Below are 22,400 nucleotides of genomic sequence, written 5' to 3'. Positions count from 1 at the left end.
GAGCCTGTGGCTGGTCGGTCCGCCAGAGACCGACCAGCCACAGGGGATCAGGAGGGCGTGATGCCGAGGGTGTAGGCGCCGCGACTGCCGTACGTCGAGTACCCGGTGTTCAGCGGGTCGCCATAGCCCACGTTGTCGATCCGCAGGTAGTACGTACCCGGCTGAAGGTTGCCGCTAACACTCGCGCCGAGGCCCGTCGGCGTACCGGCGTCGCTCTGGCCGGAGGCCGGGTCGTTCGAGGCGACGACGGCGCCGGAGCTGTCCAGCAGGTCCAGCTTGATGTCCAGGTTGCCGCCGGTCGCAGCCGGGCTCGCCGTCGCGGTGTAGTTGCCGGCGGCCCCCACATCGACACGGTAGACGTCGGTGTCATCTTCCTGCGCGATGATCCCCGAGACCGGCGTACCGACGGTCAGCGCCCCAGCGTCGCCGACCGTGTCACCGGCCTCGTCAGCCCGCAGTGCGAGGCCGTGCGACCCGACGACCGCGTAGTCGTCTTCCTTGTTGTTCGCGTCGGCGTACTCACCCTTGCTCCACTGACTGATGCCGCGGTAGTAACCCACGCCCATGATCGGCGCCCAGGCGCCGTGACCTTGGTAGTACCCGACTGTCGAGGTCCCGTCGTGACTCAGCCCGACCGTGTGGCCCGCCTCGTGCGACGCGGCCTCGGCGAGGTTCTTCGCGCCGGTCCCGACTCCCTTGGTGAACACCAGCGCCGGCTGGTAGTAGTCGTGCTGACTGGTGTTGTCGTACACCCCGACGTACGCGACGCCGCCACAACCGCACCCGGACTGATACCAGGTATCCGGGTCGATCAGTACTCGCGTTCCGTACTGCTCGTCCGACGCCCCCGACCGGTCGATCGCGGACTGCGGCGGCTCCTGCGTCGTCACATCCACGTCGAACGTCGCGTAGTCCTCCGCGACGCGCGCCCACACCTCGCGGACGACGTCCTGCTCGGCGGTGCTGAAGTTCGCCGGGTCACCATCGGTGTCGTACGCCGAGACGTTGACCGGGTCCACACCTTTCGACGCGTTCCACGCCGTACCGGTGATGGTGTGACCGTCGAAGTCCAGGTAGATGACGCGGTTCGAACCAGGCTTGCTGTGCAGCTCGAACGCCGGACCGGTCGCGCCGTCAACAGCGGCGCGCGCCCAGCGCGGCGCGGCCTCGGGAGCCTTCTGAGCGCTGGTCAGACCGGGCTCGCGGAAGAACAGTTTGCTGTCGGCATCGAGCCACGCGGTCTTGTCGGTGGCCAGGATCTGCCGCAACTGCTCAGTCGGCAGACCGTTGTGCACGGCCACCTCGGCCAGCCGCGACTGGACCTTGCCGAGCGCCTGTCCACCGGCCAACGGCTGGGCCAGCAACTGGTCGATCGGCGTCTGTTGCGCATCGGCCTGGCCGCCGAGTGCGACGGCCAGCCCTCCGAAAACGACGGCACCAGCACACGCGAGCGCGCCGGTGCGGCGGATCTTGTTCATTCGGGTTCCTCCTCACGTCCCCCCGCGGGCGGGTCCCCCCAAAGACCCGGGGCCGTCGATCTCGGTGGGATCGACGGCCCCGGGTGGCTCGGTGTCAGGCGGTGGTGACGCGGACCGAGTAGGCGCCGCGACTGCCGTACGTGGAGTAGCCGGTGTTGAGCGGGTCGCCGTACCCGGTGTTCACGACCTTCAGGTAGTAGCGGCCGGTTGTGACCTGGCGGCTGATGCTCGCGCTCAGCCCGGTCGGCGTCGCGGCGCTGGACTGCCCGGCTGCGGGGTTGGCCGTGGCGACGACCGCACCGGAGGAGTCCAGCAACTGGAGCTTGATGTCCAGGTCGGCGCCGGTCGCCGCGGAGTTCGCGGCGAACTTGAACGTGCCGGCCCGCAGGTCGATCCGGAACATGTCGACGTCCGCGTCACTCGCGTAGATGCCCTTCACGCTCGTGCCCAGCGTGAGCGCGGTCGCGGTGCCGGTGCCGTTGCCGTGGTCGTCGGCCCGCAGCGCCAACCCGTTCTGGCCGATCACCGCGAAGTCGTCTTCCTTGTTGTTGGCACCCGAGTACTCACCCTTGCTCCATTGGCTGATCGCCTTGGAGTAGCCGACGCCCATGATCGGCGCCCAGGCTCCGTGCCCGGCGTAGTACCCGACCGACGCCGTACCGTCGTGGCTCAGGCCGACGTTGTGGCCGGCCTCGTGCGCGGCGGCCTCAGCGATGTTCTTCGCGCCGGTGCCGACACCCTTGGTGAAGACGAGAGCCGGCTGGTAGTACGCGTGCTTGCTGGTGTTGTCGTACACCCCGACGTACGCGACGCCGCCGCATCCACAGCCGGACTGGTACCAGGTGCCCGGGTCGATCACCACACGCGTCCCGTACTGGTCGTCCGCCGAACCGCTCCGGTCGATCGCGGCGGCCGACGGCTCCTGCGTCGTCACGTCCACGTCGAACGGTGCGTAGTCCTCGGCAACCCGCGCCCACACATCGTGTACGACGTCCTGCTCGGCGGCGCTCCAGTTACTCGTGTCCCCGTCGGTGTCGTACGCCGCGACCTTGACCGTCGCCGGTTTGCCGTTCGTGTTCCACGCTGTACCCGTGATGGTGTGGCCGGTGAAGTCGAGGTAGATGACCCGCTTCGAACCCGGCTTGCTGTGCAGCTCGAAGGCCGGCCCGGTCGCGGCGGCGACGGACTGCGTCGCCCAGCGCGGCGACGCCACGGCGGCGGTCTTCAGCTCGCTGCCGGTGGCGACCGGCTCGCGGTAGAAGAGCTTGCCGGCCTGGTCCAGCCAGGCGGTACGGTCGGTCGCGAGAATCTGGCGCAGGTTGCCGGCGGACAGCTGGTTCTGGCCGGCTACCTCGGCGAGTCGGGACTGGACCCGGCCGAGCGCGGCCTGTCCTTGCAGCTCCTGGCCGAGCAATTGGTCGATCGGGAGCGGAGCGGGCTGCTGGGCGTCGGCTTGGTTGCCGACCACGACGGCCAGCGCTCCGAAAGCGGCGACACCGGCGGCGGCGAGCGCGCCGATCCGGCGGGGGCGGGTGCGCATGGTTGGGGTCCTCCTCAGGGACTCCGGACTGGCCTCACATCTCGTGCGCGGGCACGCACCCTCGGTAGCCTGCCGGAAAGTCCCTGCCGCTGTATAGATTCGTCTCGGGATTTAACGCCGACTTGGGAGGGGCTCCCGATGCGTTTCATGATGATCTTCAAGGCCAATGACGTCTCCGAATCCGGCGGGCTGCCGTCCGAGGAGAGCCTGACCGCGATGGGTCTGGTGATGGCCGAGATGGCGGAGAAGGGCGTCCTGCTCGCGGGCGACGGGCTGCTGCCGAGTTCGCACGGCTTCCGGCTCCAACTGGACGAGGGCAAGCGGCGCGTGGTCGACGGTCCGTTCACTGAGACCAAGGAGCTGATCGCCGGGTTCTGCCTGATCGAGGTGGCGTCCCGCGAGGAGGCGATGGAGTGGGGGTGGCGCTGCATCGCGGCGGACGCCCTCGGCGCCGGCGAACCCGACACGTCCGGGCTGCTGGAGATCCGGCCGGTGCCGACCGCCGACTACTTCGGTGACAACTACACCGACGAGGCGCGGGACCGGAACGAGGACACCTTCCGGAAGGCCGCCGAGAACCTGGAGAAGGTTCAGAAGAGCAGCACCTGACGGATCGACGTACCGGCGGCGAGGTCGTCGAAGGCCCGGTTCAGGTCGTCGAGGCGGACCGTCGCGGTCAGCAGACGGTCGACCGGGAGGCGGCCGGCACGGTAGAGGGCGACGTACCGCGGGATGTCGCGGGACGGCACCGACGAACCGAGGTACGAGCCCTTCACCGTGCGTTCCTCCGCGACCAGGCTGACCGCCGGGACGCTGAACGCCTGCGACGGATGCGGTAGCCCGACCGTGACGGTGGTGCCGCCGCGGCGCGTCGCGGCATACGCCTGCTCGAGCACCTTCGCGCTCCCGACGGTCTCGAAGGCGTAGTCGGCGCCGCCCGCGGTCGCGTCCCGGATCTGCTCGACCGCATCGCCGTCCCGGGCGTCGACGACGGTCGTCGCACCCAAATCCCGTGCCAGCGCGAGCTTCGACGGTACGACGTCCACCGCGACGATCGGATGCGCTCCGACGAGAACAGCGCCGAGCAACGCCGACAGCCCGACACCACCGAGGCCGAAGACCACCGCACTCCGGCCGGCCCGGACCTGCGCCGTGTTCACGACCGCGCCGACGCCCGTCATGACCGCACACCCGAACAGCGCGGCGATCTCCGGCGGCAGTGTTGGATCGATCTTCACCGCCGACTGCGCGGACACCACCGCGTGATCCGCGAAACCGGAGACGCCCAGATGGTGGTGTACGCCGTCCAGCCGGCGCGACCCCGAGAGCAACGTGCCCGCGGTGTTCGCGGCGGCACCCGGCTCACACAACGCAGCCCGCCCCTCGGCACACGGCGCACACCCACCGCAGGCCGGGACGAAGGCGCAGGCGATCACGTCGCCTGGCGCGAACCCGGGCGCCGCCGACTCCACGACCTCACCGGTCGCCTCGTGGCCGAGCAGCATCGGCATCACCCGCGGTCGGGACCCGTCGATCACCGACAGATCCGAGTGGCACAACCCGGCCGCCCGGATCCGGACCAGCAACTCACCCGGCCCCGGCGGCGCCAGCTCCAGTTCTTCGACCCGCAGCGGCCTCGATTCGGCGTACGGTGCCGGCAGGCCCATCTCCCGGAGTACGGCGCCGCGCACGATCATCCCGTGATCCCTTCGAGTGCCTCGCGGATCCGGTCCGGGACCGGCACCGGGCGGCGATCGTGCCGCCCGACGAAGACGTGCACGAACCGGCCGGTCGCGGCGGGCTCGTCGGAGCCCTCCCGGAACAGGCCGATCTCGTACCGCACGCTGGAGTTACCCAGCTGACCGCAGCGCAGGCCGGCGTCGACGACGCCGGGGAACTCGAGCGGCTGCTTGAACGTGCACTGCGAGTCCACGCACAACCCGATCACCTCGCCCCGGTGGATGTCGAGCCCACCGAGGCGGATCAGGAAGTCGTTGATGACCGTGTCGAAGAAGCTGTAGTACTCGACGTTGTTGACATGGCCGTAGACGTCGTTGTCCTTCCACCGCAAGGTGATCGGCAGGTGGTGCGGATACGCGCTCCGGTCCATCCCGACAAACTACGGCTTGCGGCCGACGCCGACCCAGAGGCTGCACATCACGTCGGTGAACTCGCCCTTGTCGACCAGACGCTGGGTCTCGTCGTCGGGGTACCAGCGGAACGGCGACACGACGCCCGGCTCGACCAGCTCGGTGCCGTCGAAGAAGCGGGTGACCTCTTCCTTGCTGCGCACCTGCGCGTCGCCGCCGTCGGCCTTGTAGACCACCATCGCCCGCTCCCACAGCTCCGGCGCGAAGTCCGGCGTACAGTGCGAGAAGATCAGCAGCGAGCCCGGGGCCAGCGGCTCGACCAGCTGACGGACCAGGTCGTACGGCTGCAGGGCGTCCGGCAGGTAGTGGAAGACGCCGACGATGCTGAGCGCGACCGGCTTGCTGAAGTCGATGAGCTCCTTGACCTCGTCCGACTGCAGGATCGCCTGCGGGTCGGTGACGTCGGCCTCGAGGTACGCGGTCTTACCTTCCGGCGTGCTCACCAGCAGCGCGCGCGAGTGCGCCAGCACGATCGGGTCGTTGTCGGCGTACACGACGTGTGCGGCCGGGGTGATCTTCTGGACGACCTCGTGCAGGTTCGGGCTGGTGGGGATGCCGGTGCCGATGTCGAGGAACTGGGTGATGCCCTGCTCGGCCGCGTACTTCGCGGCACGGTGCATCCACATCCGGTTCGACAACGCGGCGGTACGGAAGCCCGGGAACGCCTGCAACAGGTGCTCGGCCGCCTGCCGGTCCATCGCGAAGTTGTCCTTGCCACCCAGGAAGTAGTCGTACACCCGGGCGCCGTGCGGGCGATCCAGCTTCAGCTGTTCGTACATCCGCGGGTCGACGTCGGCGTCCTGCGATTCAGCCATGAATATCCCATCCGCGCTGCGGTTCAGAACTGAGGAATCATCGTAACCGGTGTGCGACGCACCGTGACACCGGCAGCACGAGACTACCGCTCGACGGAGCCATTGCCATCGGCTCGGGCGCGTCCGCCGACGGCCTTTACAGAGGATTGAATTCAGCATTCGCCGGACGGTTCACTGAGACTCAGCTGTGGTGGACAGTCCACTGAACCGCGAGGGGGCGACATGGGTGACGTGATTCGGGGGCGGCAGACGGCGGCGTACGACGGTGAGGTGGTCGTGTTCCTGATCGGGATGCGGGTCAACTCGGTGTTCAAGCCGCGCGAGTGGGTGCCGGTCCTGCGGGCGATGGGCCCGATGCTGCGGGAGCTGATGAAGGACAAGGACAGCGGGCTGCTCGGCTTCCGGACGCTGCCGACGTGGCGGGGTGTCACGTTGATCCAGTACTGGGAGTCGATCGAGAAGCTGCAGGCGTTCGCGAACGACGACGGGCGGACGCACCGGCCGGCGTGGGTCGAGTACTTCCGGAACTCGTTCAAGGGCGGCGCGGTCGGGATCTGGCACGAGACGTACGTCGTCCCCGCCGGCCACACCGAGACGATCTACGGCAACATGCCGCTGTTCGGCCTCGGCCGGGTGCGCGGCGTCGAACCGGTCGGCAAACGCGGCGAGTCCGCGGCCGAACGTCTCCAGCACAAGGACTAGTCACGAATCTCCAGGCCATCACAACACCCACAGACCGGCCCGGCCACGCGGGACGGCGCCGGACGGCGAGGATTGTGATGGTCTGGGCGTCCCGGCCTGCGGTTACAGTGCAGGCGTGCGGTTCATCCGGGACTTGTGGACGCTGGTGCAGCGGCGCGATTTCCGGCGGCTGTTCGCGGTACGGCTGACGTCGCAGTGTGGGGACGGGGTCTTCCAGGTCGCACTGGCGTCGTACGTGCTGTTCTCGCCGGAACGGGCGCCGGACGCGGCCGCGATCGCCGGTCTGTTCGCGGTGTCCCTGCTGCCGTATTCGATCCTCGGACCGTTCACCGGCGTCCTGCTCGACCGCTGGTCCCGGCGCCAGATCCTGTTCGCCGCGAACCTGACCCGGGCGGCCCTGGTCGTCGGCGTCGGCGCGCTCGTCGCGGTCGACAACGCGGGCGTGCCGTTCTATCTCGCCGTGCTGCTCACTCTCGGCGTCAACCGGTTCCTGCTGTCCGGACTGTCCGCCGGTCTCCCGCACGTCGTCGAGCGCGACGAGCTGGTGATGGCCAACGCGGTCACTCCAACGTCCGGTACGGCGCTCTTCCTCGTCGGCGGCGGCATTGGCGCAGGGGTGAAACTGCTCGCCGACTCGGACCTGCTCGTCCTCGGCCTGACCGTCGTCATCTACACGGCGGCCGCACTGCTCGCCCTCCGGCTGCGGCGCGACCAACTCGGCCCGGACCTCAAGGGCGACGAGCCAGGTATCGGCGAGGCGCTGCGGAGCATCGCCACCGGACTGGTGGACGGCGCCCGGCATCTGCGCGAGCGCCGGCAGGCCGCGCTCGGCCTGGCCGCGATCGGCTCGCTGCGGTTCTTCTTCGGGCTGATGACGGTCCTGATGATCCTGCTGTACCGCAACTACTTCTACGGCCCCGGTCAGCTGGATCAAGCGTTCGGTGCACTGGCGATCGCGACCGGTGCGGTGGGTGCGGGGTTGTTCGTGGCTGCGCTCGTCACGCCGTGGGGCACGCGAGTGATGCTGCTGCGTCAGTGGATCACAGCGCTGTTCGTGGCCGCGGCAGTGGTGACCGCCGTACCGATGGGGCTGTTCACGCAGCCGGCGATGGTGATCGGCGGGTTCCTCACCGGGTTCTGTGCGCAGGGCGTGAAGATCAGCGTCGACACCCTCGTGCAGACGGGTGTCGACGACGTGTACCGCGGCCGGGTGTTCGCGCTGTACGACATGATCTACAACGTCGGGCAGGTCTCCGCGGCCGCGCTCGGCGCGGCGATCCTGCCCGACAGCGGGAAGTCCTATCCGGTGCTGGCGTTCATCGTGCTCGGGTTCGCGACCACCGCCCTGGTGTACGGGCGGCTCAGTTCACGTGCCGCGCAGCGCGGTGATCGGCTGGATGGCGGAGGCCTTCCAGGCGGGATACGTGCCGGCGATCAGACCGATGAACGCACCCAGCAGGGGTGAACCGAACGCGAGGCGGTTGTCCAGGATCGGCGTCCAGTCCCGGATCCACGACACCCCGACGGTGAGCAGGACACCGACCGCCGTACCGAGTAGTCCGCCGAGGAAGCCGACGATCACGCTCTCCACCAGGAACTGCAGGGCGATGTGTCTTCGGGCCGCCCCGAGCGCCCGGCGCAGGCCGATCTCCGAGATCCGTTCCAGGACGGACAGCAGCGTGACGTTCGCGATCCCGAGACCGCCGACCAGGAGCGCGACGGCACCGAGCAGCAGGAACAGCGCGTTCAGGTCGGACTCGACACCCTTGCGTACGGCGCCCTGCTTCGGCGGCGCGTCGACGCGCAGCGTGCTCGGGTTGTTCGGCTCGATCGCGATCGGGGCCTGCTCGGCGATCAGCTGCGCGGCGCCGACCGCGGTACGGATCTCGACCGCGTCCGGGGACTCGAGGTCGTACGCCTGACGCGCAGCGCCGTTCGGCATGATCACCGCGTCGTTGAGTTCGGCGCGACCACTGACCGAGTCGAGGATGCCGATCACCGTGTACGGCTCGTCACCGATGAACACGGCCGGCTGCGAGTCGACCCGGTTGATGCCGAGACGCTCGGCCGCATGCTTGCCGAGGACAACCACTTTGTCGGCGCGCCGGTCGTGACCGTCGTCGAAGAACCGCCCGGTCTTCAGCTCCGCACGAACGGCGTCCCACAGGCCGGCCGAACCCGCCATCACCTGCAGTGCCTTCCCCGCACCGCTGTCCAGACCCGTCACGTTCTGGACCAGGTCGTCGCCTACCTCCAGGTTGCTGACCGTGCCGACTGCCTCGACGCCGTTCAGCCGCTTGATGCGGTCTGGTGCATCCCACGGCAGTTGTGTCGCGGCCTCTCCTTCTTGTCCACCTTTGTCGTCCGGTTGCACGACCACCCGGGTGGCCGCGGCCAGGTCGAACCGCTGCGTGATCTGTCCGGCCGCGGTCTGCCCCAGCCCGACCGTCCCCACCAGTGCGGCGACGCCCAGCACGGTGCCGAGCGTGGTGAGGATCAGTCGGGTGGGACGAGCGGCCACACCGGCCAGCGCCTCGTCCAGCAAATCTCGCAGCGCCGGTCTGGATCGCCGGCGCAGGGATCTGCGGACGAATCGGCGGCGCAGACCGCGCCGCGACGTGGACGGCCCGCCGGCGGGATCCGGGGGGCCTGCCTGGGTTACCACTGGAGAGTTCCGTCGACGATGCGGACCTGGCGCTGGGCCCGGCGACTGACGTGCGCGTCGTGCGTGATGACAGCGAGCGTCATGCCCTCGCCGTGCAGTTCGTCGAAGACTTGCAGGATCGCCTCCGCGTTGGCACTGTCCAGGTTGCCGGTCGGCTCGTCGGCGAGCAGCAGGCTCGGTTCGGCGACCAGCGCCCGCGCGATCGCGACGCGCTGCCGTTCACCGCCCGAGAGCGTGGTCGGCGCGAACTCCATCCGGTGCGCCAGCCCGACCCGTTCCAGTGCGACCCGCGCCCGCGCCATCCGCTCGCGCCGCGGAATGCCGACGTACACCATCGACAGTGCGACGTTCTCCAGGACGGTGCGGTGGTCGAGCAGGTGGAACGACTGGAAGACGAACCCGATCCGTTCCCCGCGCAGTACGGCGCGCCGCCGCTCGCGCAGGCTCATCGTGTCCACTCCGTCGAGCCGGTAGACCCCGTCGGTCGGGTTGTCGAGCAGCCCGAGCAGATGCAGCAGCGTCGACTTCCCGGACCCGGACGGTCCCACGATCGACAGGTACTCCCCCTGCCCGATGGTCAGATCGACCCCTTTGATGGCCCGTACTTCGGGCGGCCCGGGGAAGAACCGCCGTACGCCGATCATCTCGACGACCGGAGCCGGCAGGGCCACCGCTGTCGCGGTCATCGTCCGACCACCACCTGGTCGCCCTCGGACAGCTTCGCGTCGCCCTTCGGCGTGACCTGCGCGAACCCGTCGGCGGACAGCCCGACCGTGACCGGGACCAGCTCAACCTTCCCGTTCCGCAGTACCTCGACCCGCGACCCGCCGTCCGACCCGGACGACACGGCCGCCACGGGTACGGCGAGAACCTTGCCGCTCGTGCTCTTCACCGGGATCGTCACCCGGACGTTCGCGTCCCGCAGCAGGGCCAGCTGACTCGCGGTCAACGCGTTCGGTGCGACCACCACGTCGTACTGGTTCCCGTTCTTGGTGATCCGGCGGACCTTCGCGGCGATCGCCGTACCGTCCAGGTCGAGGGATGCCGCGAGGCCCGCCTTCAGGCGCTGCGCGGTCTCCGCGTCGACCTTCAGGACGACGACCAGGGACGCGCCACTCGCCGACATCACCACGCCGTTGACCGTCCCGCCGCGCTCGACCTTCACGTCGTCGACCCGGCGCGGCAGCGTCTTCACGTACACGACCTCGGACACCGGGAGCGGGGTGCCTGCCTTGGTCTCGGCCTCGCTGCGCGCGTCCTGGGCGTCGGAGAGGTTCGCCTCCGCGTCGTCGACCGCACCTTGCTGCACCGAGGTGTCCTTTGCCTTGGCGTCCTTGGCCGCCTTCAGCTGCGACTGCGCCTGGCGGAGCTGCTTCTTCGCCGCGTCGACCTGCTTCTTCGCCTGGTCGACCGCCTGTTTCAGCTGCGGGTCCGGCTCCGGAGCGTCGTACCCGGCCTTCTCGTAGAGCTGCTCGACCGCGGCCGACGTGTTGAGGTCGTACTCGTCGTCGACGTCGCCCGGATCGAACCCGAGCCGGTCGAGCGTCTGCTCGAGCTGCAGCACGTCCGGACCCTTGCTGCCCGGGGACAGCGTCCGGTACATCGGCAGGACGCCGGCCAGTCCGATCACCGGCCGCCCGGTGATCTCCAGGAGTGCCTTGCCCTCGGTGATCGTCGACCCGACCGCCGGCACCTTGCCGGTCACGATCGGCGGCGTGGTCAGCCCGCTGGTCTCGACCCGGATGTTCACCGCACCGTCGAACGAGGCGTCACCCCGGCCGACCACCTTGCTGGACAGCGCCTTCCTCGCCACCGGCACGGTGATCTGGGACGCCTTCGGCGGCGCGGTCTTCGCGGCCGCGTCCTCGGGCGAGGTGATCCGGGTGCCCGCGGCCACGCCGACGCCGAGCGAGAGGGCGGCCACCGCGGACACCCCGACCAGCACCCGGCGACGGGACTTGGGTGAAGCGGTCACCGGTTCGCCATCTCGTCGCGGTACGCCTCGAGCTCGGCCTTGTGCTGGTCGACGAATTCCTTCTCGGCCTCGTACTGCACCTTCTTGTACGCGTCGTCGTACCCCTTGGCCTTGCACTTCTGGTCGGCGGTGGCGAGGTCGATCTCGAATTTGCGCAGCTCGGACAGCTTCGTCGCGTCGACCTTGTCGAACGACGGCGGGCCGGTGATCGTCTTGCTCGGGCCACCCTTCGGCGGCGGCTGGTTACCGGTCAGCGCGTCCAGCTTCGCCTGTACCTGCTGCCGCGGGTCGTCAGGCTTCTTGAGGCCCGTGTGGCCGGCGTCGGCCATGCAGTCCGACCACCCGGTGGTCGCATCGACGATTCGCTGGTCGGAGTCGATTCGCTTCTGCAGCGCCTGAATGTCCTTGAACAGGCTCTCGAACTTCTTGAAGCTCGCCGCCCGGTCCTCGCCCTTGCCGTAGACCTCCTCGACCGCCTTGCCGCGACAGCCCAGGTCCATCTCCCCGCTCGTGCTCGGGCCATTCCCCTGGACCACCACGGCGCCGTTGCCGGTCGCGTTCGGTCCGTTCAGCGCCTTGTCGTACGCCTTCTGCGCGTTCGGCGACAGCGCGTTGCGAATCTTGGTGTTCGGGTTCGAGTCGTCGTCGCCGGCCTTCGACCAGTCGATCGTGCTGATGCCGTACCCGTACTGCTCGGCGAACTTGTCGGCCGGCAGGTTGAACGCGTCGCTGAACTTGCTCTTCGCGTTCTGCTCCGGCGGTACGGCGACATACTCGAAGCCGGCCGTCTTCATACAGGCGGCGGTGGCGTCCTCGACCTTGCGCTGCTTGGCGAGCTCCTCGTCGCTCGGTTGCTGCGCGCCGCCGGCCCGCATCGCGACCCGGAACCCCGAACCGCCGCCCGAACTGACGAAGCCGTCCCCCATGTACTCCGCGAGCGGGCTCTTGTCGCTCTTCTGGTCACCCGACGCGACCGGCGCCTTGTCGTTCCCACACCCGGCCAGCGCCAGGACGGCCAGCACGGCGAGAGCTGCTGTTGTCTTCATGGTGATGGAGCGTGCCGCCGGCGCCGTGAAGAACCTGTGAAGGACCGGTATGCACCTGATGCTCTCAGCCGATCTTCACAGGATTCTCATGAAGGTCAGCGACATTGAAGCCATGCCAGCGCGGATCTTGGTTGCCGAAGACGATCTGAAGCAGGCGGAGCTGATCCGGCGGTACCTCGAGCGGGAAGGGCACCTGACCGTCGTCGTGCACGACGGGCGGGCCGCGATCGACGAGGCCCGCCGGCGCAGTCCGGACCTGCTGGTACTCGACGTGATGATGCCCAAGGTCGACGGTCTGGACGTCTGCCGGGTGCTGCGCGCCGACCCGGACAACGGGCTCGAGGTCCCGATCATCATGCTGACCGCCCGCTCCACCGAGGACGACCTGCTGCTCGGGCTCGACCTGGGCGCGGACGACTACCTGACCAAGCCGTACAACCCGCGCGAGCTCGTCGCCCGGGTCCGGACGGTGCTGCGCCGGACCCGGATCCGCGCCGAGGGCGAGGTGTACCGGGTCGGCGAGCTCGAGATCGACCCGAGCCGGCACGAGGTCCGGCTGGCCGGGAACCTGATCGAGCTGACGCCGGCCGAGTTCAAGATCCTCGCCTGTCTGGCGGCCTCCCCCGGACGGGCGTTCTCCCGCCAGCAGTTGCTCGAGCACGCGTTCGGCTTCGACCACTACGTGTTCGACCGGACGGTCGACGTCCATGTGATGAACCTGCGCAAGAAGATCGAGCCGTCACCAGGCTCACCGGCGTACCTGAAGACCGTGTACGGCGTCGGGTACAAGCTCGCGGACAAGGTGGTTGCGAGCAATGCGTCGTAGCGTGCTGGTCCGGTTCCTCGGGCTGTCGCTCGCGGTGGCGCTCGGGGCCGTCATCGCGACCGCGGTGATCGCGACGTACAGCACCTCGGAGAAACTGCAGGGCGAGATCGACGCGAACACCGGCCAACTGCAGGTCGACGGCGAGATCTACGCCGAGTTGTCGCGGTACGCCTCGGACCATCCGACCTGGTCGGGGGTCGACAAACTGGTGCACGACCTGGCCGACAAGCTCGGACGCCGGGTCGCGGTGACGACCGACGACGGTTCGGTGATCGCGGACTCGGCGCGGATGCTCGGCGCCGCGCCCGACCTCCCGTCGGTGCCCGCGGCAATCATCGACGCGCGCAGCTCGGGTGTCTCCAAACTCGCCGGGTTGTCCGGCACGATGGCCGTGTACTCGGCCCGGAAGACCGTGGCCGCCGGCGCCGCGGGCGGGTTCGTCTCGACCGCTTCGGCGGCTCCGCCGTTCATCGCCTACCCCGGTTGGGGGATGACCGACAAGGAACAGAAGGAGCGCGAGGCCCTCGCCCAGCAAGCCGTGACCTGCTACGGGGCGAAGGGCAAGTCCGCGCGCGTCATGCGGGCCGGCGCGAACGTCCCGCAGGTGATGATCGAGTCGACACAGTCACTGGCCGGCGTCCGCGTGCTGGAGAAGTCCGGCTCCGCCGCGAAGGACGATGCCTGCGTTCCGGCCGGTCTGTACGCCCCGAGCGCCAAGGCCAAGATCGTCAACGACGACGAGGTACGCCGGTCGACCGCCTGCCTGGACGCGGCGAACCTGAAGTACCAGATCAGCGACTACGAGGGCCTGAAGTCGGTCGAGCCCAAGACCAAGGACGACCTCACCGACAAGTTCAACGACTGCACCACCCAGGCCCGCGTCCAGGCGTTGACGCCGTACGTCGCTCCACCCGCGAAGCTGTACCTCGGGGCGAAGAGCACGTTCAACGTGTTCTCCGGTGAAGGCCTGCTGCGGACAGCCGCGACCGCACTCGGCGTACTGCTGATCGCCGCACTGGTGATGCTCTTCGCCGGACGCCGATTGGTGCGGCCGATCGTGGCGCTGACCGGCGCGGCGCAGCGGATGCGGAACGGTGATCACGCGGCGCGGGTACCGGTGAGCGGGAAGGACGAGGTCGCCCGGCTCGGGCACGCGTTCAACGACATGGCGGAAGCGATCCAGCGGCACGACTTCCAGCGCAAGGCGATGGTCAGCGACGTCGCCCACGAGCTCCGGACACCGCTGGCCAACATCAAGGGCTATCTGGTCGCGTCCGAGGACGGCGTCGTACCGCTGGACCGCGAGCTCGTCACGTCGCTGCTCGAGGAGACGGACCTGCTCGAGCACCTGGTCGCCGACCTTCAGGACCTCGCGCTCGCGGACGCCGGCATGCTGCGCCTGCATCCGGCACCTCGCGACCTGGCCGAACTCGCGCAACAGGTGGTCTCGGCGCAGCGACCCGCGGCCGATGGCGCCGGCGTCACGCTGACCTCCGAGGCCGCGGGGCCGTCGCCGGCGGTTGTCGACAGTGCCCGGATCCGGCAGGCGCTCGGCAACCTGGTGGCGAACGCGATCCGGTACACGCCGCCGGGTGGGCAGGTCGTCGTCGGCGTACGGCGGGTGGACGACGGCTACACGCTGACGGTCACCGACAACGGCGCGGGGATCGCGGAGGAGCACCTGCCGCATCTGTTCGACCGGTTCTATCGGGCGGAGCACTCGCGGAGCCGGAGTACGGGCGGGAGCGGGCTGGGCCTCGCGATCACCAAACACCTCGCCGAGGCGCACGGCGGCCGAGTTACGGTCACGAGTCGGCTGGGGTCGGGGTCGACGTTCACGGTATGGATCCCTGCGGCTGCCACACTGACCGGATGACCCAGCCACCGAACCAGCCCTACGGTCCACCAAACAGTGGCTGGCAGCAACAACCACCGAACCAGCCCCCAGGTTTCACGCAACCGCCGTACGGCGGGCCTGGGCCGGGCGCGCCCTCGTACGGTCCGGGGTATGGACCCGGCGGGCCTGGCTATGGACCGGGCGGACCCGGTGGGCCGCGGCCGCGGCGGACGTTGTTGTACGCCGTGCTCGGTGTCATCGGCGTACTGGTTCTGCTCACCGTCGGCATCCTCGCCACCCGCCTCGCGAGCGACGACGACACCGCGGGCGGCCCGACCCAGCCGTCCACCGCCCCGAGCCGACCGAACCCGACCGCCGAACCGACCTCCGTCCCGAGCGGCGGCCCGAGTGGCGGCCCGACCCCCTCGACCACCACCGCGACCACACCAGCGGCCGCCCCACGGCTGACCGAGGCCACGGCGCTCGCTACCAGGTTCCTCGCCTACGTCAACGCCGCCGACCGCACGCACGCCCTCGCCCTGGGCTGCGAAGACAGCCGGAAGATCCTCGACGGCCTGCTGGTCTTCATGATCGACCCACCGACCAAGCTGGTGGTCAACGGCAAGCCGTACGCGACGCAGACCTACTACCCGAAGATCTCGGTCCCGTTCTCCGGCACCACGAAGGGTCCGGTCCCTCGCACCGGTACCGTCGACATCATGGACCAACCGCCCGCTCAGCTCTGCGTGCGCCTGACGACGATGCGCTGACCTGCCGATGGCTCCGCGCAAGGCCCGGCTGGCCGACGTCCACGAGATCGCGTCGTCGATGCCGCACGTCACCAAGTGGGAACGCGACGACGGCACCGACCGCCCTGTCTACCAGGTCGGCGGCAAGTCCTTCGTCTTCTTCCGCACGCCGCGCCCGGACGCGGTCGACCCCGGCACCGGCGAGAAGTACGACGACGTGATCATGATCTGGGTCGAATCCGAGGACGAGAAACTGGCCCTCGTCTCCGACGACTCCACCCCGTTCTTCACCACGCCGCATTTCGACGGCCACCCCTCGGTCCTGATCCGAGCCACCCACCTCGCCCAGATCTCCCGCCGGGAACTCACCGAAATCATCCAAGACGCCTGGCTCTCCCGAGCCTCGACCCGAAGAGCCACCACCTGGCTCAAAGACCACCGCCTGACCTGACCGAACCGGGGAGTCCTACACACCCGAATCGACCAGCCGCACTCCCCAAACCCAGCAGCCGTCGGGTTAGGGGGTTAGGGGGTTAGGGGGATAGGGCTCGGGCGGTTTGTAGGAGGTTGGTGTTGGTGGGGAGGGTGGCGATGATGGGGGTGTCGAGGCCGTTGTGCACGTAGCGGTTGATGTGGGCTCGGCATTCGTCGGGGGTGCCGTGGACGATGAGGTCGTCGATGAGGTCGACGGGTACGGCGGCCATCGCGGCGTTGCGGTCGCCGGCGGACCAGGCGTCGCGCATCGGTTTCATCGCGTCGCCGCGGCCGAGCCAGTCGTGGAAGGCGGCGTACCCGGGGACGGTGAGGTACGTCGCGATCAGGTAGCGGCCGATGTTGCGGGCCATCTCGGCGTCCTCGGTGACGCAGACGAAGATGCGGGCGGCGAGCTCCTTGCCGGGGCCGAGCTCGGCGCGCACGCGGCGTACGTCGTCCGCGGAGAGCCAGTTGGTGATCGCGCCGTCGGCCTCGCGGGCGGCCAGCCGGAGCATCTGGGGACGCAACGCGGCGAGCATGATCGCGGGCGGCACGTCGGGCGCCTTCTCCAGCCGGAACCGCTTGATGGTGAAACTGTCGAACTCCCCGTCGACCTTCTCCCCCGCGAACGCCTGCCGCAGGAACCGCAGTACGTCGCGGGTCCGCGCCAGCGGCGGGTCGTACGAGATCCCGTTCCACCCGGTCACTATCGTCTCCGACGACGCCCCGATCCCGAGCGCGAACCGCCCCGGCGCCAGATCCGCCAGCGCCGCGGCACTCATCGCGAGCGCCGCCGGCCCGCGCGTGTGCACCGGTACGACGGCCGTCCCCAACCGCAACTGTGAGTCCCACTCGGACGCGAGCACGAGTGGCGTGAACGCGTCCGCGCCCGCCACCTCGGCCGACCACAGATCGGTGTACCCCAGTGAGAACAGCTCAGCGATGAGTTCCCGGTGATCCCGCAGCGGTACGCCGGTCAGCGGGACCGTCAGCCCCCAACGCAATCAGATCAGCTTCTTCAGCAGCGGCAGCGGCGCGAACCGCATCACCTGAGCGAGCGGCGCCCACGGCCACGCCGGCACGTAGGCCTTCGACTTCTCCGCCTCGATCGCGGCCACCATCGCCCGTACGCCGGGTTCGGTGTCGACGATGAACGGCGTGTTCTTGACCCGCTCGTTCATCTCCGACCGGATGTACCCGGGATAGATCGTGCTGACCTTGATCGGTTTCCCGAGCAACTCCAGCCGCAGCCCTTCTCCGAGCGACGCGAGCCCGGCTTTCGTGGCGGCGTACGTCGTCACCGTCTTGGGGAACCCGCGCAGCGCGGAGATCGACGCGATCAGCACGAGGTGACCGGCGTTCCGCGCGCGGAACAGCTCCATCGCGGCCTCGGCCTGCGCGAGCGCGCCGACGAAGTTGGTCAGCGCGGTCTCCCGGTTCGCGTCGAACCGGCCGGTGCCGAGCGGCGCGCCCTTGCCGAGGCCGGCGTTGACGACGATCCGGTCCAGCGGCAGTTCGGCGTCGATCGCCCGGAACACCTCGAACACCTGGTCGTGATCGGTCACGTCCAGGCTGTGGATAACGATCTTGATCTGTGGATAACGCTCTGCCAGTTCGGCCTCGAGCGTCTTCAGCCGCTCGGTCCGGCGTGCGGTCAGCGCCAGGTCGTGGCCCTTCGCCGCGAACTGCCGGGCCATCTCCGCACCGAGACCGGAGCTGGCGCCGGTGATCAGGATGTTCCGTCGCATCGGGAGTCCTTATCTGTACGTGAGCAGGTCGGCGCCGAGGTGCACATGTTCGTTGTAGCTCACCACAGTCAGCCCGCCACGCCCGGACACCACCTTGGTGATCGCGGAGTTGATCGTCACCGGGTTCAGCTTGGCCCACAGCCCGTCACCACCGGACAGCAGCCGGCTCACCACCGCCGCGATCGGCCCGCCGGACGTGAACACGAGCGCCGTCTCGCCCTTGCCGAGCCGGCCGGCGGTACGCCGTACCGCTGCCTCGGACCGCTCGCAGAAGGCGGCGAACGACTCGGTGTAACCGTCACCACCGTCGATCCAGCGCTGCGTCGCCGCGGTGAACATGTCCTGGAACGCCCGCTGCGGACGACCGCTCCTCGCCAGGTCGGCCACCATCACAGCGTGCCGCTTGTACGCCGGTTTGTGCGCCACGATCACCTCCTGGTGATCGAACTCGTCGTACCCGGGATCCACCTCGGCGGTGAAACCGGCCAGCGAAGCGGTCTGCTGATGCCGCCGCATCGAACCCGACACGACCAGCTGAGGCTTCACATCCGCCAAAGTCCGACCGAGCCGCGCAGCCTGTTGCTCACCGACGGCGGAGAGCTTGTCGTAGTCCCGCGCGCCGAACGACGCCTGCGCGTGCCGGACCAGATAGATGACGGCCACTCAAGCCCGCCGGATGATCGCGCGGCAGCGCCGCTCGAGCAGGTTGACCGGCAGCCAGAAGTTCTTGAAGCGCGGGTTCCGGGTCTGCTTGTGGTGGTAGCGGTAGTAGATCTGCTGCGCGATCACCGCCAGCCGGAACAACCCGAACACCTCGTAGAATGCCCAGTTGTCCACCGCGAGCCCGGACTGCTTCGTGTAGTACTCGACGATCTCGGCCCGGGTCAGCATGCCCGGCACGTCCGAGGGCTGCAGCCGGAACCGCCGGAACGCCCAGTCGTCGTCGGCCTGCACCCAGTACGCGAGCGCACCGCCGAGATCCATCAATGGATCGCCGAGCGTGGCCAGCTCCCAGTCCAGTACGCCGACGACGCGCAGCGGATCGTCCGGCGCGAGGACGACGTTGTCGAGCCGGAAGTCGTTGTGGATCACACACGTCCGGACGTCGGCCGGCTGATGAGCGGCGAGCCAGGTCATCACGCGCTCGTAGCTCGGCACGTTCCAGGTCTTCGCCTTGCGATAGCGATCGGACCAACCGGTGACCTGACGCTCGACGTACCCGGCGCCGCGGCCGAGATCCTCGAGACCCGCGGCCGACGGGTCGACCGAGTGCAGCTCGGCAAGCGTGTCGATCAGCGTGAAGCCGAGTTGGCGGGTCTGCTCCGGAGCGAGGTCGACGCCGAGCGAGTGGTGTCCGGGGATCGTGCCGACGACCCGCTCCATCACGTAGAACTCGGAGCCGACCACCGCGTCGTCGTTGCAGTGCGCAACCATCTCGGGGACGTACCGGAACACCGGCTTCAGGCCCCGCTGGATGCGGAACTCGCGCCCCATGTCGTGCGCGCTCTTCGCCTTCGTCCCGGCCGGTGGGCGGCGCAGGATCAGCTCGTGGCCGTCGTACCGCAGCAGATAGGTCAGGTTGGACGCGCCGCCGGAGAACTGTTTGACCTCAGGCAGTCCGGCCGGCAGTGCGGTCCGGCCACGCAGCCAGGTGTCCATCGCGGGCACGTCGAACGCGTCCTCCGCGCGGACCTCCCGCGCGCCATCACCCATCCTGGCCCTCAGCACGCTGCCGCGCCCGCGCCGCGATCTTCCGCATCTGCCGGTCGTACAGCGGACGGGCGAACTGCTTCGTCCGCCAGGCGAGCTGCGCCGGCCGGTCCGGGATGATCAGCCGCCGCTTCTTCTTGATCCCGGCGAGTACGACGGCCGCGATGTCGTCCGCGGACCGTGGCGACTTCTCGATCAGCTGCCGTGCGGTGACACCCATCGCGGTGTCCGCGCCGCGGATCGAGTCGGCGAGATTGGTCCGGAAGAACGACGGGCAGACCACCGAGACCGTCACGCCGTACGGCGAGAGCTCGTGCGACAGCGTCTCGGACAGCGCGACGACGCCGGCCTTGACCGTGTTGTACGAGCTCATCATCGGCGGGTGCACCAACCCCGCGGCGGAGGCGGTGTTGACGATGTGACCGGAGCGCTGCCGTTTGAACAGTGGCGTGAACGCACGGCAGCCGCGGACCACGCCCATCAGGTTGATGTCGACGACCCGGTCCCACTCGGCCAGCGTCTCGACGTCGATCCGGCCGCCGGTCGCGATACCCGCGTTGTTCACCAGGATGTCCAGGCCACCCCAGTTCTGCTCGCACCAGGCGACCGCGGCATCCCAGTCCTCCGGGGTGCGGACGTCGAGCTTGCGGTACGTCGTACCGCTGTCCGGGCCGTCCTCGGACACGTCGGTGCTCAGCACTTGGTGGCCCTCAGCAACGAACCGTGAGACCAGTGCGGCACCCAGTCCACTGGCCGCACCGGTAACGAGGACCCGACTCACTTCGCCTCCTGGGCTGCGGCGAGATACGACGCCAGTTCGATCTTGGCGATGACTCCACGATGCACCTCGTCGGGGCCGTCGGCCAGGCGCAACGCGCGGGCGCTCGTCCACGCGGCCGCGAGTGGGAAGTCGTCCGACAGGCCACCGCCACCGTGCAACTGGATCGCCATGTCGATGACATCCTGCGCCATCCGCGGTACGGCGACCTTGATCTGACTGACCTCACTCAGCGCACCCGCCAGTCCCTGGGTGTCCAGCAGGTACGCCGTCTGCAGGACGAGCAGTCGCGCCTGGTTGATCGCGATCCGTGCGTCGGCGATCCGCTCGCGGTTGCCGCCGAGGTTGACCAGCGGCTTGCCGAACGCCTCCCGGCTGGTGCCGCGCTGCAGCGCTAGCTCGAGTGCCTTCTCCGCCAGGCCGACCAGGCGCATGCAGTGATGCACCCGACCCGGTCCGAGCCGGCCCTGCGCGATCTCGAACGCCCGGCCCGGTCCGACCAGGATGTTCGCCGCCGGCACTCGGACATCGGTGAACGAAACCTCGCCGTGGCCGTGCGGCTCGTCGTACCGGTGCATCGCGGGGAGCAGGCGCTCGACCTTCACCCCCGGGGTGTCGCGCGGGACGAGGACCATCGTGTGCCGCTCGTACCGGTGCGCGTCCGGATTGGTGAGACCCATGAAGATCAGGAGCTCGCAGTCCGGGTGGCCGACGCCGGTGCTCCACCACTTGCGGCCGTTCACCACGACCTCGTCGCCGTCGACGATCGCGGTCGCTTCCATGTTGGTGGCGTCCGACGAGGCGACATCCGGCTCGGTCATGCAGAACGCGGAGCGGATCGTGCCGTCCAGCAGCGGTTCGAGCCACTGCTTGCGCTGCTCCTCGTTGCCGTAGCGGAGCAGCACCTCCATGTTCCCGGTGTCCGGCGCGTTGCAGTTGAAGATGTACGGCGCGATGAACGACCGGCCGGTGAGTTCCGCGATCGGGGCGTAATCGAGGTTGCTCAGACCTTCGCCGTACTGCTCGTTACCCGGCTCGGCGGGTGGCAGGAACAGATTCCACAGGCCGGCCGCACGGGCCTTCGCCTGCAGCTCCTTGATCATCGGCTGCGGCTGCCAGGGGTCACCGGAGGCGCGGATCGCGCTGTGCAGCTGTTCCTCGACCGGCTCGATCTCGTTGCGCAGGAAGGCTGCTACGCGCACGATCAGATCCTGAGCCCGGGCCGAAGGTTCGAACCCCATCAAGACTCCTCTCCCTCGCCTTGACCGTAGCTCAGCTTCTAAGCAATGCTCAATAGCATGGATCACCGTCTGTCAGCGGAGGAACGCAAGAAGCAGCTGGTCAAGATCGGCCTGATGATGCTTCGTGACAAACCGATCCACGACCTGTCGATCGACGCGATCGCGGCGGAGGCGGGGATCTCCCGCGGGCTGCTCTTCCACTACTTCCCGAGCAAGCGCGACTACTACGTCGCCGTGATCTCGGCGGCCGGCCGCCGCCTGCTACGGGTCACCAAGCCGGACGAGAAGCTCGCACCCGAGCAGCAGTTGCGCGAGATGCTGGTCCAGTTCGTCGCGTTCATCGCGCGCCGGCGTACCGCGTACATCTCCTTCGTCCGCGGCGCGGCCGGCGGCGACGACTTCGCCGTCGAGGTGTACGACGAGACCCGCGCCCGCCTGACCAAGCGGATCCTCACCTACCTCGGCACCCCCGAGGTCGGCGAGCACCCGAGGTCGCGCGAGTACCTCCGGATCCACGCGTGGCTCGCGTACACCGAGGACCTCGCGATCGAGTGGTCAGGACTCCTCGAGGACGACCGCCCGTACACCGCGGACTACCTGATCGACCACTCCATCGAAGCCCTCCACACCCTCCGCAAGCTGTAGCTGCCCGCGCCGACCCGCGCA

General features: G+C 68.9%; 23 protein-coding genes. 8 read left to right on the top strand and 15 right to left on the bottom strand.

The genetic code is table 11. From position 1 onward, the window contains the following. Nucleotides 1-47: 47 nt before the first annotated feature. Both ACFYRH_RS05635 and ACFYRH_RS05630 read right to left on the bottom strand, forming a co-directional pair. Entirely contained in the window at nucleotides 48-1,478 is a 1,431-nt protein-coding gene (locus ACFYRH_RS05635) for a pre-peptidase C-terminal domain-containing protein (protein ID WP_387768614.1), read from the bottom strand. Nucleotides 1,479-1,572: 94 nt separating this feature from the next. Beyond that, entirely contained in the window at nucleotides 1,573-3,018 is a 1,446-nt protein-coding gene (locus ACFYRH_RS05630; RefSeq protein WP_387768611.1) for a M12 family metallo-peptidase, read from the bottom strand. Between the two features lie 138 nt (nucleotides 3,019-3,156). Here ACFYRH_RS05630 and ACFYRH_RS05625 point away from each other — a divergent pair, with 138 nt between their 5' ends. Further along, entirely contained in the window at nucleotides 3,157-3,627 is a 471-nt protein-coding gene (locus tag ACFYRH_RS05625; protein WP_387768608.1) for a YciI family protein, read from the top strand. Here the strand turns inward: ACFYRH_RS05625 and ACFYRH_RS05620 are convergent. From ACFYRH_RS05620 to ACFYRH_RS05610, 3 genes are read right to left on the bottom strand one after another with little or no spacing between them, the layout of a single operon-like run. After that, a complete protein-coding gene (locus ACFYRH_RS05620; RefSeq protein WP_387768605.1) occupies nucleotides 3,609-4,715 on the bottom strand; it encodes a zinc-dependent alcohol dehydrogenase family protein in 1,107 nt (368 codons plus the stop codon). The two genes, ACFYRH_RS05625 and ACFYRH_RS05620, sit on opposite strands and share 19 nt — an antisense overlap. Continuing rightward, a complete protein-coding gene (locus tag ACFYRH_RS05615; RefSeq protein ID WP_387768603.1) occupies nucleotides 4,712-5,128 on the bottom strand; it encodes an acyl-CoA thioesterase in 417 nt (138 codons plus the stop codon). The genes ACFYRH_RS05620 and ACFYRH_RS05615 overlap by 4 nt, the downstream gene beginning before the upstream one ends. A gap of 9 nt (nucleotides 5,129-5,137) precedes the next feature. Continuing rightward, nucleotides 5,138-5,983: an SAM-dependent methyltransferase gene (locus ACFYRH_RS05610; RefSeq protein WP_387768600.1), complete on the bottom strand. Its 846-nt coding sequence runs from the start codon at nucleotides 5,981-5,983 to the stop codon at nucleotides 5,138-5,140. A 222-nt stretch (nucleotides 5,984-6,205) separates the two neighbouring features. On the opposite strand from ACFYRH_RS05610, the gene ACFYRH_RS05605 reads away from it, so the two are divergent. Continuing rightward, the gene (locus ACFYRH_RS05605; protein WP_387768597.1) at nucleotides 6,206-6,685 is read left to right on the top strand and encodes a DUF4188 domain-containing protein; all 480 of its coding nucleotides are present in this window, start codon (nucleotides 6,206-6,208) and stop codon (nucleotides 6,683-6,685) included. A 115-nt stretch (nucleotides 6,686-6,800) separates the two neighbouring features. After that, nucleotides 6,801-8,150: an MFS transporter gene (locus tag ACFYRH_RS05600; RefSeq protein ID WP_387768595.1), complete on the top strand. Its 1,350-nt coding sequence runs from the start codon at nucleotides 6,801-6,803 to the stop codon at nucleotides 8,148-8,150. On the opposite strand, the gene ACFYRH_RS05595 is transcribed toward ACFYRH_RS05600, so the two are convergent. The 4 genes from ACFYRH_RS05595 to ACFYRH_RS05580 all read right to left on the bottom strand — a co-directional run bounded on the left by ACFYRH_RS05595 (nucleotide 8,052) and on the right by ACFYRH_RS05580 (nucleotide 12,371). After that, the gene (locus ACFYRH_RS05595) at nucleotides 8,052-9,230 is read right to left on the bottom strand and encodes an ABC transporter permease (RefSeq protein WP_387768592.1); all 1,179 of its coding nucleotides are present in this window, start codon (nucleotides 9,228-9,230) and stop codon (nucleotides 8,052-8,054) included. The two genes, ACFYRH_RS05600 and ACFYRH_RS05595, sit on opposite strands and share 99 nt — an antisense overlap. 113 nt (nucleotides 9,231-9,343) lie before the next feature. Next, the gene (locus tag ACFYRH_RS05590) at nucleotides 9,344-10,036 is read right to left on the bottom strand and encodes an ABC transporter ATP-binding protein (protein WP_387768589.1); all 693 of its coding nucleotides are present in this window, start codon (nucleotides 10,034-10,036) and stop codon (nucleotides 9,344-9,346) included. Then, nucleotides 10,033-11,325: a peptidoglycan-binding protein gene (locus ACFYRH_RS05585; RefSeq protein WP_387768586.1), complete on the bottom strand. Its 1,293-nt coding sequence runs from the start codon at nucleotides 11,323-11,325 to the stop codon at nucleotides 10,033-10,035. Before ACFYRH_RS05585 ends, ACFYRH_RS05590 begins: the two co-directional genes overlap by 4 nt. Then, nucleotides 11,322-12,371 carry a hypothetical protein gene (locus ACFYRH_RS05580; RefSeq protein WP_387768583.1) on the bottom strand — a complete coding sequence of 350 codons (1,050 nt, stop codon included), beginning with the start codon at nucleotides 12,369-12,371 and terminating at the stop codon, nucleotides 11,322-11,324. The genes ACFYRH_RS05585 and ACFYRH_RS05580 overlap by 4 nt, the downstream gene beginning before the upstream one ends. 112 nt (nucleotides 12,372-12,483) lie before the next feature. Between ACFYRH_RS05580 and ACFYRH_RS05575 the strand changes: the two genes are divergently transcribed. From ACFYRH_RS05575 to ACFYRH_RS05560, 4 genes are read left to right on the top strand one after another with little or no spacing between them, the layout of a single operon-like run. Further along, entirely contained in the window at nucleotides 12,484-13,197 is a 714-nt protein-coding gene (locus ACFYRH_RS05575; protein ID WP_387768580.1) for a response regulator transcription factor, read from the top strand. Further along, nucleotides 13,187-15,073: a sensor histidine kinase gene (locus ACFYRH_RS05570; protein ID WP_387768578.1), complete on the top strand. Its 1,887-nt coding sequence runs from the start codon at nucleotides 13,187-13,189 to the stop codon at nucleotides 15,071-15,073. The genes ACFYRH_RS05575 and ACFYRH_RS05570 overlap by 11 nt, the downstream gene beginning before the upstream one ends. Further along, nucleotides 15,070-15,804, top strand: coding sequence for a hypothetical protein (locus ACFYRH_RS05565; protein ID WP_387768575.1), 735 nt, complete (start codon nucleotides 15,070-15,072; stop codon nucleotides 15,802-15,804). Before ACFYRH_RS05570 ends, ACFYRH_RS05565 begins: the two co-directional genes overlap by 4 nt. 7 nt (nucleotides 15,805-15,811) lie before the next feature. Continuing rightward, a complete protein-coding gene (locus ACFYRH_RS05560; RefSeq protein WP_387768572.1) occupies nucleotides 15,812-16,234 on the top strand; it encodes an MmcQ/YjbR family DNA-binding protein in 423 nt (140 codons plus the stop codon). A gap of 82 nt (nucleotides 16,235-16,316) precedes the next feature. On the opposite strand, the gene ACFYRH_RS05555 is transcribed toward ACFYRH_RS05560, so the two are convergent. From ACFYRH_RS05555 to ACFYRH_RS05530, 6 genes are read right to left on the bottom strand one after another with little or no spacing between them, the layout of a single operon-like run. Beyond that, a complete protein-coding gene (locus ACFYRH_RS05555) occupies nucleotides 16,317-17,261 on the bottom strand; it encodes an LLM class F420-dependent oxidoreductase (RefSeq protein ID WP_387768569.1) in 945 nt (314 codons plus the stop codon). Further along, nucleotides 17,262-18,005, bottom strand: coding sequence for an SDR family oxidoreductase (locus ACFYRH_RS05550; protein WP_387768566.1), 744 nt, complete (start codon nucleotides 18,003-18,005; stop codon nucleotides 17,262-17,264). It lies immediately after the preceding gene. A gap of 9 nt (nucleotides 18,006-18,014) precedes the next feature. Continuing rightward, nucleotides 18,015-18,668, bottom strand: coding sequence for a histidine phosphatase family protein (locus tag ACFYRH_RS05545; RefSeq protein ID WP_387768563.1), 654 nt, complete (start codon nucleotides 18,666-18,668; stop codon nucleotides 18,015-18,017). After that, nucleotides 18,669-19,718: a phosphotransferase family protein gene (locus ACFYRH_RS05540; protein WP_387768560.1), complete on the bottom strand. Its 1,050-nt coding sequence runs from the start codon at nucleotides 19,716-19,718 to the stop codon at nucleotides 18,669-18,671. Then, entirely contained in the window at nucleotides 19,711-20,496 is a 786-nt protein-coding gene (locus ACFYRH_RS05535) for an SDR family NAD(P)-dependent oxidoreductase (protein WP_387768557.1), read from the bottom strand. Before ACFYRH_RS05535 ends, ACFYRH_RS05540 begins: the two co-directional genes overlap by 8 nt. After that, a complete protein-coding gene (locus tag ACFYRH_RS05530) occupies nucleotides 20,493-21,734 on the bottom strand; it encodes an acyl-CoA dehydrogenase family protein (RefSeq protein ID WP_387768554.1) in 1,242 nt (413 codons plus the stop codon). Before ACFYRH_RS05530 ends, ACFYRH_RS05535 begins: the two co-directional genes overlap by 4 nt. A gap of 57 nt (nucleotides 21,735-21,791) precedes the next feature. Between ACFYRH_RS05530 and ACFYRH_RS05525 the strand changes: the two genes are divergently transcribed. Further along, complete coding sequence (locus ACFYRH_RS05525) at nucleotides 21,792-22,379, top strand: TetR/AcrR family transcriptional regulator (protein WP_387768551.1); 588 nt, start codon at nucleotides 21,792-21,794, stop codon at nucleotides 22,377-22,379. Nucleotides 22,380-22,400 lie beyond the last annotated feature (21 nt).

Origin of the sequence: Kribbella sp. NPDC004875 (assembly GCF_042873375.1) — a bacterium.
In the GTDB taxonomy this organism is placed as follows: Bacteria; Actinomycetota; Actinomycetes; order Propionibacteriales; family Kribbellaceae; genus Kribbella.
This window is presented reverse-complemented; position numbering and strand designations above follow the sequence as displayed.

Bases quoted from the DNA above. Each gene is read 5' to 3' on its own strand.
- ACFYRH_RS05635 (WP_387768614.1), bottom strand. From the start codon at position 1,478: ATGAACAAGATCCGCCGCACCGGCGCGCTCGCGTGTGCTGGTGCCGTC.
- ACFYRH_RS05630 (WP_387768611.1), bottom strand. From the start codon at position 3,018: ATGCGCACCCGCCCCCGCCGGATCGGCGCGCTCGCCGCCGCCGGTGTC.
- ACFYRH_RS05625 (WP_387768608.1), top strand. From the start codon at position 3,157: ATGCGTTTCATGATGATCTTCAAGGCCAATGACGTCTCCGAATCCGGC.
- ACFYRH_RS05620 (WP_387768605.1), bottom strand. From the start codon at position 4,715: ATGATCGTGCGCGGCGCCGTACTCCGGGAGATGGGCCTGCCGGCACCG.
- ACFYRH_RS05615 (WP_387768603.1), bottom strand. From the start codon at position 5,128: ATGGACCGGAGCGCGTATCCGCACCACCTGCCGATCACCTTGCGGTGG.
- ACFYRH_RS05610 (WP_387768600.1), bottom strand. From the start codon at position 5,983: ATGGCTGAATCGCAGGACGCCGACGTCGACCCGCGGATGTACGAACAG.
- ACFYRH_RS05605 (WP_387768597.1), top strand. From the start codon at position 6,206: ATGGGTGACGTGATTCGGGGGCGGCAGACGGCGGCGTACGACGGTGAG.
- ACFYRH_RS05590 (WP_387768589.1), bottom strand. From the start codon at position 10,036: ATGACCGCGACAGCGGTGGCCCTGCCGGCTCCGGTCGTCGAGATGATC.
- ACFYRH_RS05580 (WP_387768583.1), bottom strand. From the start codon at position 12,371: ATGAAGACAACAGCAGCTCTCGCCGTGCTGGCCGTCCTGGCGCTGGCC.
- ACFYRH_RS05575 (WP_387768580.1), top strand. From the start codon at position 12,484: ATGCCAGCGCGGATCTTGGTTGCCGAAGACGATCTGAAGCAGGCGGAG.
- ACFYRH_RS05570 (WP_387768578.1), top strand. From the start codon at position 13,187: ATGCGTCGTAGCGTGCTGGTCCGGTTCCTCGGGCTGTCGCTCGCGGTG.
- ACFYRH_RS05565 (WP_387768575.1), top strand. From the start codon at position 15,070: ATGACCCAGCCACCGAACCAGCCCTACGGTCCACCAAACAGTGGCTGG.
- ACFYRH_RS05560 (WP_387768572.1), top strand. From the start codon at position 15,812: ATGGCTCCGCGCAAGGCCCGGCTGGCCGACGTCCACGAGATCGCGTCG.
- ACFYRH_RS05550 (WP_387768566.1), bottom strand. From the start codon at position 18,005: ATGCGACGGAACATCCTGATCACCGGCGCCAGCTCCGGTCTCGGTGCG.
- ACFYRH_RS05540 (WP_387768560.1), bottom strand. From the start codon at position 19,718: ATGGGTGATGGCGCGCGGGAGGTCCGCGCGGAGGACGCGTTCGACGTG.
- ACFYRH_RS05530 (WP_387768554.1), bottom strand. From the start codon at position 21,734: ATGGGGTTCGAACCTTCGGCCCGGGCTCAGGATCTGATCGTGCGCGTA.
- ACFYRH_RS05525 (WP_387768551.1), top strand. From the start codon at position 21,792: ATGGATCACCGTCTGTCAGCGGAGGAACGCAAGAAGCAGCTGGTCAAG.